The 15704-nt window shown below is 67.4% G+C and carries 2 protein-coding genes; both read right to left on the reverse strand.

The features are described 5' to 3' along the window. Positions 1 to 9: 9 nt before the first annotated feature. Entirely contained in the window at positions 10 to 408 is a 399-nt protein-coding gene (locus tag OOT46_RS10295; protein WP_265403510.1) for a hypothetical protein, read from the reverse strand. Continuing rightward, on the reverse strand, positions 389 to 15703 hold the full coding sequence (locus tag OOT46_RS10300) for a LysM peptidoglycan-binding domain-containing protein (RefSeq protein ID WP_265403511.1): 15315 nt from the start codon (positions 15701 to 15703) through the stop codon (positions 389 to 391). The genes OOT46_RS10295 and OOT46_RS10300 overlap by 20 nt, the downstream gene beginning before the upstream one ends. Position 15704 lies beyond the last annotated feature (1 nt).

The raw sequence follows: 15704 nt of genomic DNA on the forward strand, positions 1-15704 counted from the left end.
GGTCGCTCCTCAGGCCTCGGACGCCCGGTAAGTCACAAACCGGGGCGGCCGATGCAAGCGATTCACCACCTCGATCAGCTGCGGCACAAGTTGCTCTTCACGCAGACGCACCACCCCGTCCTCTACGACGAACACGCTTGAGAAGGACGGGTCATTCGCTATCAGTGCCTCAAGTGCTTCTGCGGCCGACCCGGCCTCACTGAGGCGCATGGTGGTCATCTTGGCGATCCGGGACCGCGCGCTCATCCAGGACAGCAAAGCGATTCCGAGCCGCCTCAAGGTTGGCGCACCGCAAGCCAATCCAGCGGGAGTAAGCAAGGGGCCGGTCGTTCCTTGATTGACATAACTGGCGAGTTGCTCGAACAGGGAGACGGCCGTCACATCGGGTTCAGGGGTTGTAGATGTCATTGTCGTAGTGCTCCCAGATGTGAAAGACCATGTCTCGGGGCGTTGAGAATTGCGGTATCTGACCTGAGGACAACTGATACTGCCGCTCGTAGAAAAAAGCTCGCTTCTCCCATTGCCAGCGCGTCTTGGGACTGGTGGCGCCGTAGCCGTTGATGAAATCCAGGCCGTGCGTGCCCTCGTGCACCGTGTCGGTAAGAAGAGAAGCGGAACTCTTGCGCAGGTAAAGGCGGTTCTCCTGGGCGATGGCAACGATGTTACCTTGCCTCACCTCTTCTGCACTCAGCTTGGCCTTGTTGAATAGATCGTCGCCCAGCACACTGATTTTCAGGTCGCCGTTACGGATCGCCGCCGCAATACGCGAAGACTGTTCCGTGACGCCATCGATTGCTGCCGCAATGTCGCGACCATTGAAGTTGGCGAATTGACCCGCTCCGTGACCGGCACCGACACTGGCCAGGCGACTCGGAGAAGCAGCAGCGACCTGAACCTGCCCGACGCTACCTGGCGAAGCAACGCCGCTGCTAGAAAGCGCGGTGAATTCCGTGACTCCGATCCCCAGCAACGTCGCCTCATACGGATTTGCCAACACCGCGCCCACCGGTCCCAACGCCGCGACCTCCGACACCACCGCTCGCCCACCGGCATACAAGCTACGGCCCAGTAACGCCGCTTCACCCGCGGCGCCATACAGCAGCAGAGGCGCTGCCGCGGCGCCCAAAGCGCCACCGGCCGTCAAGGTCAGGCTGGTCGATCGCAAGCCCGTGAGCTGCGCCTGCTGCACCGGCGACAAGTCGCGCCGCAGGTAGGTCGTATGGCTGCGGAACAAACCGTTCACCAGCCCCGGCGCTTCGCTCGCGCCCGGCATCTCGGGCAGGATCGACGGGATGGGCTGGCTCAGCGCGTCGAAGGACGCGCCGGGCTGGAACACGCCGCCTGCGCCAGCTGCCGGACCCTCCACCATGCTCAGGCTGGCCCGCTGTGCCGCGGCCGCCTGGGCCGCCTGCCGCTGCGCGAAGTACTTCGCGCCGGCCACGCCCAGCCGCTGCACGTCGGCACCGACCTCCACGTTGGCCAACGTCGCCTCATCCGGGATGCGCAGCGTCATGCCGGCCGGCACGTGATGGCGAGACGCCAGCCCGTTGAACTGCGCCACGCGATCTAGCTTGTCTGCGTCGTTGGTACCGACCAGTCGAGACAACACCTGTCCCCTGGCCACCGTCACGGTCCGCATACCGTCGCCCTGCCGTGCCGGTGCGGCGGCACCGCTACCCGCCGAGCCGTCGATCTGGAAGGACTGCATCCCGGCCCGGCGCTGCAGGACATCGGCTGCCCAGTCATCCCCGCCGGTGTACAGGTCGATGCCCGAACCATCGTCTCCGGTACCCAGACGGATCGAGCCATCCCCGGCGCCCAGCACTGCACCCAGCCCGCCGAAGCCGTATTTCGCATGGCGCGCAAGATCCGCCTGGATCACGCCATCCACCAGGGCATCTCCCACCGCGCTGCCAAAGCTATGCGCGGCAATGGCGACCCAGTTCGGCCGATAGCCTTGCACCAGTGCCTGCACGCTGCCGCCTGCCAGGCCGCTCGCGGTGTTGCGGAGCAGCCCGCCCATCGCGTCGCCACGCACGGAGAGCTGCGCCTCCGACAGCGACATGCCCGCCTCCCGTGCCGCCTCCACTTGTGCGTTGCCGATGAACTTGTTCACACCATGGCTGACCGCGCCGCCGACCGCCGATGCCGCCACGCTGCGCCAGTCGAACTTCTGCTGCAGCCCGGTCGCCACGGCGACGCCTTGCGTTGCCGCGTTGCCGATCGCCGCGCGCGCCATGGCGCCGCCCACGTCCTTGCCGAGCGAAGCACCCAGTGAGGAGGAAGGTCCGATGGCCGCCCCCACCCCGGCACCAATGGCGCCGAGCGCCACGCCGGACCAGGAGAACTCGTCGGTCACTCCCAGCGCCATGCCGACGCCCTGGCTCGCGATGGAACCCACCGCACCGCCCACCACGGCGGCCGTCATGCCGCCGGCCGCCCCGCCCAGGGCCGCCGTGCCCGCGCTGAACAGGGCTCCGAGACCACTGCTGCCGGCAGCCGCAAGTTGCGGTGCCAGCGCTCCCGCCGTCATGATGGTCGCAACCACGGCCACGACCAGCACGACAACGATGCCCAGCACTCCGCAACCGCCGCCCGGCGGCCTCGGCGCCGGCGGCAGGGTGGGATGGACGTTGCCCATCGCCTCGGCCGGATCGTAGACGCGGAAGGTGCCGCTGTTGTTGTGGATGTTGGTGACCTTCGGCGGAATGATCAGCCGTTGCCCTTCCAGCAGTTCCTCGGTGCCCGTCAAGCCATTGGCATCGGCGATGAGGTACCACATCGCCCGATCGCCCCACATCGCCGCTGCCACCGACGGCAGGTCGTCGCCGTCGCGCACCGTGTAGCTCGACGGCGCATTCGACGGGTAATCAGGGCCGATGGGCTCGTAGTTCTGGTCGAAGTCGGCCGACGCGATGGGCCTCCAGGCCTTGTAGTCCGGCTTGGCCTGGCCGCGATTGGCAAGCGCCTGCGCATAGTCCACCCGTGTCGGCCCGTCGTTGCCGACATCGCCCACACGCTGTCCGTTGACGTAGTAGTAGCGGTGGACCTGGTTCACTCGCCCGTCATCCACCACCTCGTCGCGCACCAGGATCAGTCCCTGGGCGTCGCTGATGTAGCGGAAACGGCGGTTGGCCTGCACGTCTATGGCCATCTTGAGGTGGCCGTTGACGTCGTACTCCAGGTTCGAGAAACCCTTGCCCCAGGCCGCGTTGTTGCCCTTCAGCGAAGGGTTGTAGGCCTGGTTGGTGATCGCGAACTGCTTGGCACTGTCCCAGTATTCGTAGGCGTAGTAGGTGTTGGTGGTGGTCGGCTTGCTGGCCTTGTCCTTGTGCAGGGTCCGGGCCAGTGCGCCATGGCCGTCCGCGGTGGCGGCGGCGGCATCTTCCTTGTTGTCGAGGTAATAGAAGTAATCGGTGCGCCCCTGGTTGTCCTCCTGCCAGCGGATGCGATGGTCAAGGCTGTAGCCGGTCTTGCGCTCGTAGCTCACCGCCCCCTGCTCGTTCAGCTCGGTGTACTGGAGCACCCGACCCAGCAGGTCGACGTGGCGGCGCGAGCGGTGCTTGGCGTTGAGGTAGGTGTCCTCCAGATAGCCGTCCGCGGTATAGGTATAGCGTTCGTGGCTACCGTCCTCGCCGTTGATGACCTCCTGTCGCCGGCTGGCGGCGTCGTACCACACCGACACCCCGGTGGTGCCACGCTCGATCACGCCGGACTTGTCCGTCAGTGACGTGCCCCGCTTGCCAGCCAGCCGACCCATCGTCAAGGTGAACCGGTTCAGCTCGTCGTAGGTGTACCAGTAGTCCTGCTCACGCCGGCTGCCGTCCACGCCGTCGTGGTAGTAGCTGTAGACGCGCCGGCGGTTGCCCACCGCGTCGTACTCGTACTGGATGGTCGCCCGCGGATCCTGCACGGTCTGGATGCGGTTCAGCTCGTCGTACGTGATGCGCGCATACTGGTGGTGGTCCCGCACGCCGCCCAGCAGGTTCTTCGGATCCTTCAGCGAGACATAGGCCTCCAGGGTGCGGTTGCCCGCCTTGTCGTACTCGTAGGAGGTATAGGCCCCGGTGGAACGGTCCCAGATGCTCTTGATGTAGCCGTTGGCGTAGTGGTCGTAGACGATGTCCTGCTTCGACGAGCCGCTCTGCGCGGTGAGCCGGCCAGCCGCGTTGTAGGTGTAGGTGAAGGTGTGACCGCCGAGGTCCTTCTTCCAGCTCAGCCGGCCGAACACGTCCGTGTGCTCCACCAACTCGCGGCCGGTGGCATCCACGGTGCTCTTCTGCCATCCCCCCACCTGGATGCCCCCGGCACCGGCAATGGAGGCCAGGTAGCTGTAGGTGTACTTCACCTCGGCCCCGGCAAAGCTGCGCGTCTTCGTCACACGACCCAAGCTGTCATACCAGGTCTTCTCCACATTGCCATAGGCGCCGGTGTGCGTGATGCGCTGCCCGGCCTCGTCGTAGCTATAGCGATCGCGGGTACGCACCGCGGTGGCCCCACTGTTGCCCGGCGTGTTGGCTGCCCGCTCGGGATGCCGCACCTCGACCAGGCGGCCCATCGCGTCATAGTCGTACTCGGTACGGGCGCTGCGGTCGTTCGCGTCCTTGGCAAGTTCGTTGTAGCTGTAGCGCCGGTCGCCAAAGATGTCGAAGCTGTGCCGGCGCACGCCCTTGGCATGGGCCTCCAGCGCGATCTGCGTCCCAGTGCCGCCAGGCAACCAGCCTTGCCGCACGGTGTTGCCAGCGGCATCGGTGACCGCCACCAGCCTCCCGGCCAGGTCGTAGACGTTCTCGGTGGTGGGCCGCTTGTCCCGCTCGACAAAGCCGTTGGCATGCGTGATCGACGTCAGCGGAGCCTGCTGGCGCACCATCGCACCGGCGGTGTTGTAGGCAAAGTCGGTGCGGTTGCCGCGGCCATCCTCCTCGAAGCTCACCTCGCCGAAGGCGTTGTAACCGACCTTGCGGCGCACCTGCTCCTTCTCCGGATTCTCCGGGCCGAGGATCACCCATTCCAGGCGCGAGGAGCTGCCGCCGGTGGGCCGCAGCGTGAAGATGGCCTCGTTGCGCCCCAGGGGCTTGCCAGTGCCGTCGAAGGTGTCATAGATGTACTCGTACACCACCTCCCCGCTGGCCGGCGGCTGAAGCCCGGTGAGGACGACCTTGAAAGCCCCGCCCTCCGGCACTGCGGTCAGGGGCTTGTAATCCTCGTCACTGTCCCGGCGGCGGTAAGCGACCCGCACCGACTTGACGCCCGCCTGCGGCGGCGTCAGCCGCAGTTGCATGGGCTGCACCTCGGTGTGGGCCTCCAGCACCTTGGGATCGGGCCCCAGCAACAGCTTGGCGTTCGTCTCGCTGCTGACCAGCCCGCCCGGGCCGTAGCTCGTGATGAGCACCTCGAACTGCTTGCTGGTGCGCACGTCCGGCAGCAGGCGGGTGCCGTCCCACAGGTAGTTGCCATCGCCCTTGTTCAGCAGCAAGGACGCGGGCACCGACAGGAAAGGCCCTTGCGTGTTGGCCTCGCGGTACTTCACCTCGACGGACTGTGTCGACTCGGGCAGGCCCAGCCGGACCATGCCGGGGCGCGACTCATACGGCAGGAAGTCGCGGATCCAGGGGCTGCCGTCGGCGTTGCGGCCGAACTCCACCCAGGCCCGGTTGACCTCTACGCCATCGCGTCGGGTCTGGATGTCCAGTTCGTAGTCGCCCACAGGCAGCAGATCCCAGCCCATCTCGAACCAGCCCGGCGTGCCGCGTCCGCCGATGGCTGCGAGCCGGGGTCCACGCGCCGCGTCGTTGAGCACCAGCCATTCGCCATTGCCCTGCTTCGGGCGGTAGCGCACCGTGATCTCGTTGGCATTGCCCTGGTCGAGGATGTGCAGCCAACCGTTGTTGTGCAGCACCCCGCGACCCGGCAGGCCACTCACCTCGCTGTGGCCGTGCTGCGTGAACCCCGGCGCTGTCGGGTTGCTCAGGTCGAGGCTGCCCGACTGCTTGTTCAGCACCTCCCCGTTGGCCCCCAGGGCGACATACTGGAACTCGAACTTGCGCTGGCCAGAGAAGGCAGGATCCTGAAGGAAAAAGGCAGGATCCTGGACGAAGCGGCTGTCCATCGAGTTGCCGGCGCCGTTCTGCTGCTTGGGCACCCACACCCAGTTGTAGGGTCCGGTGGACCCTTCCGGCCGGTAGAACAGCACCAGCCGGTCCGCCAGCGGGGACTGGCCGTTGATCACCAGCCGCGACGGGATCGTGGCAGAGCCGCCGTTCGGTTCGGCACCCCAGATCTCGTGCGCCTCGCTGTCGATCATCAGAATGAGCGGCAAGGACAGCTGCGCCAACACCAGGCGGCCCTGAGCGGTGTTCTTGTAGACCGTGTAGCCGATCTGGCCCGTCACCCGGTCGTCGTAGCCCAGGAACAGGCGATCGAACCGCACCGAGCCGCCCGCCTTGGACACCGACCTGGCATGGGGCGGAGCTCCGGGATTGCCGTCCGGGTACCGCCAGTCCCTGACCGGCATGTCGAGCATCACATAGACGTCCTCGTCCCCCCAGGCGCTGGTGTCCGGCACCGTGACGTCGATGGTCACGTACGCAGGCGACGGCACGTCATAAGCGTCCTCCCAGGTGGGGGATTGCCACACCGACACCGTGCCCGCCCTGCTGGCTTCGACATAGCCGGCGGTGGCCGGGTTGGTGGTCCGGCCCGTGCCATCCGGTCCCACGCGCAGGTCGATGTGCGAGGTCTCGGAAACAAAGACCGACTGGCCCGCCGTGTTCGGCCTGATGGAAGCGCTGGCCTTCTTCGCGTCCATCGCCGCCTCCACCGTGTCGGTGACGCGGTTCAGCACATTGAACACGGCGTAGGTCTCGGCCGTATCGTCACGGTCGATCACCTCGACGAGCTGCGATGACCTGATTTCGGCCAGGTTGGTGCCGGAGAGGCTGGTGAGCGTCGCATTGCCAGCCGCGTCATGCAGGTGCAGCTTGACGACGCCGTCGCCCGCATTGGTCTTCCAGACCCGGCCCGCCCGGTCGTACTCCGCCACCTCCTGCCAGCTGCCGGCGGCACCGCCACCATTCGTGCGCCGGCCGGTCACCTCTCCAAAGCCGTTGTAGCGGGTTTCGATCACGCGGCCGCTCGCATGATCGGTCTGCCGCACCTCCCGGTTCAGCGAGTCGTGCACGTAGTAGACGATGTCGTCCACCGGCGGCCCCTCCTCACTGCGCCGGCCGATCAGGGCCTTGCGGGTCACGTTGCCTGCAGCATCGTGGCGGTACTCGGTGCGCGCGCCACTCGCATCGGTCTGGCCGGTCATCCAGCCGTGGCTGTTGTAGTCGTAGTAGGTGACCCGGTCCTCCGCCCGGTCGGTCTTGGCGCGGCGAAACTCGCGGCGCAGCAGGCCCAGTCCGTCGTACTCCCGGTCTGTCACGGGCCGCACCTTGGCGCCCTCGAAGTCGACGAATTCCGGGCGAGTCTCAGACCTCTGCCGACCCAAGGTATCGAAGCGCCACTCGGTCACGAGGCCGGTGGCGTCGGTCTTCTTCTTGACGTTGCCCAGCGCGTCATACTCATACGCCGTGACTGCATCGCGGGTGAACCGGGCCAGCCCACCGGCGTCATCCACCTTGCCAGCCTGCACCGCTGTGCGGGTCTCGCTCTTGATGCGATTGACCTTGTCGTAGGCATAGCTGGTCACGCGGTCATCGCCGCTGGCCACCAGGTAGCGCGCGTCCTTCAACTGCTGCAGGGTGGTGAGGTCGGTGACGGTGAGGCCGCGCACCGGGTTGGCGTACCGCGTTTCCTTGGCGACGTTGCCCTGGCCATCGTAGTCCCACACGATCAGATGCAGCCCGGCGTCAAGTTGAGCCAGCTTGCGACCCGCGCGGTCGTAGTAGAAGCGGGTGGCGTTGCCGTTGGCGTCGACCTGCTTGACGACGTTGCCCGCCGCGTCATACACCGTGGCGGTGAGGATGGAGCCGCTGCGGTGCTCGTAGCGCGGCGGCTTGGCATTGACCAGGTACGAACCGAAACGCATCCCGTCGATGCGGGTGCCCGTCTGCCGGCCGACCTTGTCATAGAGGTAGAACACCTCCCGGTCATAACGGTCGATCGCACCGTCCTTGTCGGCGATGACGTACACGACTGCCGTGCCGGCAGCCGGCGCGGCAGTCAGTACGGCGGGCGGCACCGCCGTGTTCAGCTTGGCGCCGCCCGCTTGCTGCACCGCGTTCGCGAAGATCTTCTGGGAGGTGCGGTTGCCGGCGCGATCGTAGGTCCAGCTGGTATAGATGCCGGCCGCGTCCACCCGGCCGACCTGTCGTCCAAGCGGGTCGTAGTAGTACAGCGTGCGCCCGCCGCGCGCATCGAGCGTCTCCACCACATTGCCGGCGGCGTCGTACGCGGTGACGAGCGTGGGTGCGGCTTCGCTTTCCTGGCGAGCCGCGCCGTCGTAGACGCGGGTCTTCTGTCCGATCTGCTTGACCTGCCGATCCAGCCGGTCGTACTGGAACTCGGTCACCCGTTGCTCATGCAGCCCGGTGGCCTCGGTCTTGAACCGAAGGTTGCCGCGCGTGTCGTAGACATGGGTCGTGACCACATCCACCATCACCGGCTTGCCGTCGCCGCCCATCACCGGCCGGCTGTTGGCATCGAGCTGGGCGGTCTTCTCCGGCGAGGTCTCGGTCTTCACCCGCCCGTCCCGGTAATGGGTATAGACGAAGATCCCGCCTGCCTTGTTGGTGTAGCGCCACTTGTCGCCCAGACGGTCGTACTCGGTCTTCTCCGTCTTGCCCGTGCCGTCCGTGATGCTGGTCTGGCGGTTCAGCTTGTCATGCCCGATGCGGGTCACCTGGTCGAGCTCCGGCCGCCGGACCAGGTGCACCCCCTCGGTGGGGGCCTTGTCCAGGATCTCGGGCGGGTTGATCTCGCTGAGCTTGTGCTTGCTCGCATCGCCCGCGACGAACATCCGGTTGAAGTAGCGGATGATGCGATCCACCGTGCCGAAGGCGGTGTAGAACGTCTCCACCACCCCGCCGTCCGGGTTCACGTGCAGGACACCCTGGTTGCGGCGGTCGAAGTAGAAGTAGCCGACGTTGCCCCGCGGGTCGGTGATCTTCACCGCATTGCCAAAGGCGTCGTAGAGCGTGCTGGTCGCCCCGCCCTCGGCGTCGGTCACCTTGGTCACCCGGCCCACTGCATCGAAGGCTTGCACCGTGGTGTACAGCGCCAGCAGCTTGCCTTTGTCGGTCGACGAGAGCTTGGTGTAGGAAGCCGTTCCATAACCCAGCTGCTCACGCATCTTCACTGCCCAGTCGCTGTCGCTCTCCGTCAGCTCGACCCCCAGCGGGCCGATGATGCGCTCGCGGTTGCCCATCTTGTCGAGCACGTAGCGCGTCACCAGCGTCTCGCCCTTCGCGGCGAAGCGCGTTTCCCGGTCGAGGCGACCGGCCATGTCGTAAGCGTAGGAGGTGCGCTGCTCCGCCGTCGTGCCGGCGGCTTCCTTCAACTCCTTCAGGCGCCCCACCTCGTCGTAGCTGCGCACCGTCAGCACGTCTTCGGCATTGCGCACCTCCGTCAGCCGGCCGGCGTCGTCGTAGGTATTGACAATGCGCGCGTCCCGCTCGACCGCCCCGGCAGCCGAGCGGAACAGCCAGCTCTTGCTGGTGGCCTTCGGCGTGCCGCCGTCGGCCAGCACTTCCGGAGCCTGGCCTTCGGCGAAGCTGCCCTGCAAGCGGTTGGCGTAGCGGGTGACCGCCTTCAGCCGGCCCATGTCGTCGTATTCGTACTGGCTGACGGCGTTCTCCGCGTCGATGGAGAACAGCTGTCGGTTGCCCCGGTCATAGAGGCTGCGCTCGACACGGTCCTTCCCGTCGTTGGCGGCCACGTTCACGGTGGTCAGACCGTTGACGACGCTGGTGCCCGTCATGGCATTGAAGTAGCGGCGCGTTTCCAGCACATTGCCGTTGCCATCGAAGCGGCGCCGGGTCACGCTGCCCGCAGCATCCACGCTGAAGACCGCACGGTTGGCCGCATCGTGGAAGGTCTGCTCCACCTGGTCGTCGGCATCCGGCTCCAGGTAGGCGCCTGTGGGAACCGGGTCTCCCTGGGCCAGCAAGCTCGGGGCCGCGAAGCTCAGCGACCAGGCAGGCACGCCCGCCGGCGCGGCCACGGGCACCATGCTGCCTTGCACCGCCTTGGCATGGCGGGTTTGCTTCACGATGTTGTTGCTGCCATCGTACTCACGGCGAGTGACGAAGCCCATCGCGTCGATGCTGTGGGTCAGGCGGCCGTCACGGTCGTAGACACGCAATTCCACCTGGTTGCCGGCATGCGCGGCATAGTCGGGGGCTGCCGCGGCCAGTGCGGCGGTCAGATCCGTTTCACTGGTGCTCAGACTCAGCGCGGTGAGTTCAGCGGCGCGCACCCGCATCGCATAGGCGGTGGTGCGGCTCACGCGGCCGTCGGCGTCGTACTCCGTCCGTCGCACCGCGCCGGTGGGGTCGACCGTCCAGGTCAGGCGGTCCTCGGCATCGTAGACATAGCGGGTCACGAAGCCGCGCGCGTCCTTCTTGGCCGTCACGTTGTCGTTGCTGTCGTAGGTGTAGACGGTGCGGATGTCGAGGCTGCCAGGCGCCACCACTTCCTCGACACGGCGGCCAAGGGCGTCGTATACATACGACGTCACCTTGGGCTGGGCCGAACCCGCACCTTCGGTGAGCCGCAATACGCGGCCGGTGAGATCCACCTCGTACTCCGTACGCAATGCCAGACCCTGGGGGTTGTCCGGCGCAGCGCCCGTGACCCAGTCCGGCCCGCACTTCGGGTCCACCACCACCGCCTTCACCCGGCCCTCGGGGTCGTACTCGGTCTGCGTCCACACGCCGTTGGCATCGCGCATCCAGCTCGCTTGCGCGCGGCTGTCATAGCGGTAGACGGTGGTGAGCTTGAGCGTGTTGGGGTCGACCACGCGAGTCAGTACTCGCCCGGCGGCGTCGTAGCTGTGGCGGGTGACGGTGCCGCGGCCGTCGCTGGTCTCGAAGACGCGGCCGGCAACGTCGTAGCTGGTGGTGGTACGCGTCACCAGGGTGCCGGTGGCCTGCACCTCCACCCGGGTGGCCACCAGGCGGCCGTCGCGGTCGTAGTCGTATTCGGTGCGGCTGCGTCCGTCGCTCACGCTGACGCGCTCGCCCCATACGTTGTACTGGGTGACCTGCTTGATGCCTTCCGGCGTCTGCAGCGTCATGCTGCGGGCCGCGGGATCATAGGTATAGGTGGTCGTGCGCTGCAGCCCGTCCGTGCGGGTCAGCACGCGGGAGAAGGCGTCATAGGTGGTGCTGTGCGCCACGCCGAGCGCGTCCGTGCTGCCGACCTGGCGGCCGAGGCGATCGTAGCGCTGCTTGACGACACCACCGCGGGCGTCAGTCGTCTCCATCACCCGGCCAAAGGCGTCATAGAGCATGGTGGTCCCGCGCTGCAGCGGGCCAAGCTCGTCCTGCGTCTGGTGCTCCAGCAGGCCACGCCGGTTGTAGCGGTAGCTCGTGAGCAGTTGCTGCGGCGAGCTGCCGTCCCGCAGGTACTCGGTGCGGCGCTCCACCTCACCGAAGGCGGTGTAGCTCTGGCTGCCGAGCAGGCGGCCGCGCGCGTCGTACCACGCGCTCAGGCGGCCCTGGCGATCGTAGGCGCGCCGCGCGGTGTCCACTCCGCCGGCCAGGCCGGCCACCGCGGCGGCGATGGCAGATTGGCGCCCGCCCGCCCCGACCGCTGCGGCCGCCAGCCTGGCACCGTACCGTGTCTCCCGCAGTTGCTGGCCGAAGGCGTCGTAGCTGTAGCGCGTGACTTCACCCTCGGCGTTGATGCTGTGGGTCAGCCGACTCTCGCCGTCGTAGTAGTACACCGTCTTGTCGCCCGTCCCTGCCACGTTGGGCGTGACGGTGGCGATGCGCCGGCCGGCCTGGTCATAGCGATGGAAGGTGGCCCACTTTTTCCACACCGCCTCGACCTGCGCCTCGGTAGCCGCTGCACCGAGCGCCGCCAGGGCCTTGTGACCTTCGCCACCCAGCTCGGCGACCAAGCGGCCTTGCTTGTCATAGCGACTGCCGGTGACGCGTGCGTCCGCTTGTCCGGCTCCACGGGTGGTCTGCAGCAGGCGGCCCAGGCTGTCGTAGGCAAACTCGGTGACCAAGGCAGCCGGCTCGGCCCGTTCCTGCTGCGCCTCGCGCACCAGCCGGCCGTGCACATCGTACTCGTAGCGGGTCACCCGGTCCTGAACGTGCTCGGCGACCGCCGGAGCGGCTGCAGGATGGCCCGCACCATAGGCGGCCAGCCGTGCATGACGGGTCTCACTGACCTTGCGGCCGGCGCCGTCGTACTGGTAGGTGGTGAGGTAGCCCTGGTGCACCGCTGCCGTCTTGGCATAGCTCTGGGCATCGAAGCGGCTGAGGAGCTGGCCCTTGGCATCGTAGAAATACGCCACCAGGGTGTCGTTGAGGTGGTCGGCGGTGGGCCGCAGTTGCTCGAGCGTGCCGCCGGCGCGCAGTTCGCTCGCCGCTGCCTTGGCGTAGCGGCGCGTGCGCAGCAGCCGGCCGGCAGCGTCGTAGCTGTGCTCGGTCAGGTAGCCGTCGCCGTCCAGCGTGCCCAGCAGCAGCCCGGCGTCGCTGTAGAACTGGCGGGTCCGGCGGTCGAACATGCCGTCCTCGACGGTCACGGATTGCCACTGCTCCACACGCAGGTCGAGAATGCCGCCTTTCGCCGCGTCCACCATGCGGCCGAACAGGTCTGCGCTCACGCGCCCGCCGAAGGCCACCGTCTCGACCAGCCGACCTGCGCCGTCGTAGCGATGATCCACCATGGTCGCACCGTTGCCGTCGGCTTGCAGGGTGCGCGCCAGGCGGCCAGCCCGGTCGTAGAGCTGGAAACTCATGCGGTCGAGATTGGACGCCCGCGGACGCAGGTTCACCGGACTGGCCAGGGTCTTGCCTGCCGGAACTTCATTGAAGTGCGGCCGGGTGAGGAAGACATAGGAGTCGGCCTGCCCGGCGAGGGTGGGCGCCTTGCGCACGACCACCGCTGCCGAAGTGGCGCCGGCCGGCGCGGTGACGAAGCCCCACAGCCGCTTGTACCCCGCAAGCTGCACGCCGCCGTTCTTTTCCGCGTTGTTCAGGGCCGCGCCACCGCTGGGCACCGCGGCCGCGCCGATGCGGTTGCCGGCGATGTCATAGAACACGACTTCCAGGGAGACCGCCGCCCGATGCGCACCGGTGTAGGCCGACACCTCGTAGCGCTTGCCCGCGCCGACCGTCAAACGGGGCGAAGTGAGATGGGCCGCGACATTGGCGGTTCCAAGCTGCTTCATCCACAAGGTGGTTTCGCCGGCCAGGGTCCACTGCGGATCCAGGTCCTCGCCGAAACTGAAGCCGGCCGCTGCGCCGTCGGTGCCTGGAGCCCAGCCTCCCAGGCCCGGATCGAGTTGCTCGGCGAGCAGAGACACCGCGGTCGGGTCCGCCTTCAGGGTCTCGAGCATCGCCGGCGACAGCGGCGTCGCATACCGCCTGGTGCCGGTCAGGCGGTTGTCGCGGTCGTAGAAGTATTCGGTCAGCGCACCTTCGCCATCGACTTCGCCCACCTTGCGGCTGGCGCGGTCGTACAAGGTGTAGCGGCTCACGCCCGTGGGGTCGGTGGCCTTCACCAGCCGGCCCAGCTTGTCGTATTCGTAGGTGGTGGCACCCAGCGAGGGCGTCGCCAGGCTCGGGTCCTGCTGCTCCAGCTTCAGCAGCCGCCCCGCCTCGTCGAACAGGCTCAACTGCACCAGCCCGTTGGCCAGCGTGACCCGGGTCTGCCTCAGCCGGTCGTTGTAGACGGTGAGCGTGCTCTGCCCCGCCGCATCCGTCTGCTTCACCAGGCGGTTCAGGCCGTCGTACTGGTAGGTCGTGACGTAACGCTGCTTCAGGGCCTGCTTCTGCTCGGCCGTCAGCGCTTCAGCGGCAAGGGCGTTCTGGCTGCCGTCCACCAGGCCCAGCGCCTTGCGCTGCTTCAGCGCCCAGTCGGTGTTGCGTGTGGCCAGCTCGTCGCCGCGCGCCTCGATGCTCTGCAGCAGCAAGCCGGATGGGTCGTAGACGTAGTAGGTCACGCTCTGGCCGCCGTTGAGCACACCGGCGCCGCTCGCATCGAGTTCGCCGTAGCTGGTGGTAGCGCTCAACTGCCCACGGAAGTCGTAGCTGTAGTCCGTGCGCTGGCTGCCAGCCTTGGCAACACCGGCCGCCCATGCCTCCAGCGCCGCCAGGTCGCTGGCGGCCGCGGTGTACAAGCCGCCACCGTGCTGCAGCGTGCTGGTGCGCTGGCCCTGGCCGTTGTAGCGGTGCTCCACCACCCGCCCGTCGGCGTTCACCGCAAAACGCAGCCGCAGCTGGGCGTCATAGGCGTAGCGCGTGCTCATCGGCTCGGAGGGCAGTTGCGGCCCCGCACCATCCGGGTCGGCTTGGCGGTAGCGGGTTTCCTTCAGCAGCTCGTTGCGGCTGCCGTACAGCCGCTCCACCACGTTGCCCAGGGCGTCGCGCTCGTAGTTGCGGTTGCCGTTGCTGTCGTAGCCATAGGTCGTGACCTTGCCCTGCCCGTCGACCAGCTCCCGCGCCTGCCCGTCGGCGGTGTAGCGGTAGTCACGGCTCAGCTGGGTGGTGCCCACCGCCGGCGTCTTCACGCTCAGCAGCCGGCCGGTGGCGGTGTCGTAGCTCAGGTCGGTGCGCTGGCCCAGCGTGTCGGTGATGCGGGTGATACCAGGGGTGGCGTAGTCGAACTGGGTGCTCAGCACCTGGCCACCCACGCTCTCCTTGACCGTCTTGAGACGGCCGCTGTCGTCGTAGTCGAAGTCCAGCTTGCTGCCGTCGCTCTGCACCAGCGTGTCCAGCCGGCGCGAGGTGGCATCCACATAGGTGTAGGTGGTGACATAGGCCTGGCCGTCGGCCACCGTGCCGTCGGCCGGGGTCAGGTCCACCGTGACGGTGCTCAGCCGGTTGGCGCTGTCGTAGCCGTAGCGCACCCGGGTCTGGCTGCCGTCGGCCTTGACGGTGCGCAGCTGGGTGATGTTGGCCGTCTTGCCTGCCGCGCTGTCGTAGTCGATGAACACCGTCTCGCCGCTGGCCGTCTTCACCGAGGTGAGTAGCGCCCCGGTGTAGCCCAGCGTCAGGCTCTTGCCGTCCAGGTCGCTCACGCTCTTGAGCCGTGCCTCGCGCGTGGTGGTGTTGGTGACTTCGTACACCTCCCGCACTTGCGTGTCGCCGTCGGTGTATGTCCAGCCACTGCCGCTCCAGGCCAGTGTGTCGAAGGCGCCCGCGCCGTCCTTGTTCACATACAGGCCGCGCGTCGCATCCCAGCGGTACAACCCCTCGCTGCCGTCCTCGGCAATCCGGCGCACCGTGTTGTCGGTGGCGTTGTAGCCGGTGATGCGCCGGCTCAGCCCTAGCCGCCATTGATCGTTGTTGTCGCCATCGGCCCCGCCCAGGCTGTTGTAGGTCCGCAGCAGCGCCAGGTCCGGGCCTGCCCCCATCAGCCATTCGTCCTGCTGCTGCACCACCAGGTTGCCGGTGCCGGCGTTCACGTACACCCGCTCGCCCGAGCGGCCCTGGCTTGCCTGCCCCAGCTGCCCTCCCGTGCCCAGCTGGCCCAGCGAGGAAGTCATCCAACCCAGGCCCTGGCCTGCCACGATTGCCGTCATC

The organism is Aquabacterium sp. A7-Y (assembly GCF_026153205.1).
In the GTDB taxonomy this organism is placed as follows: Bacteria; Pseudomonadota; Gammaproteobacteria; order Burkholderiales; family Burkholderiaceae_C; genus Caldimonas.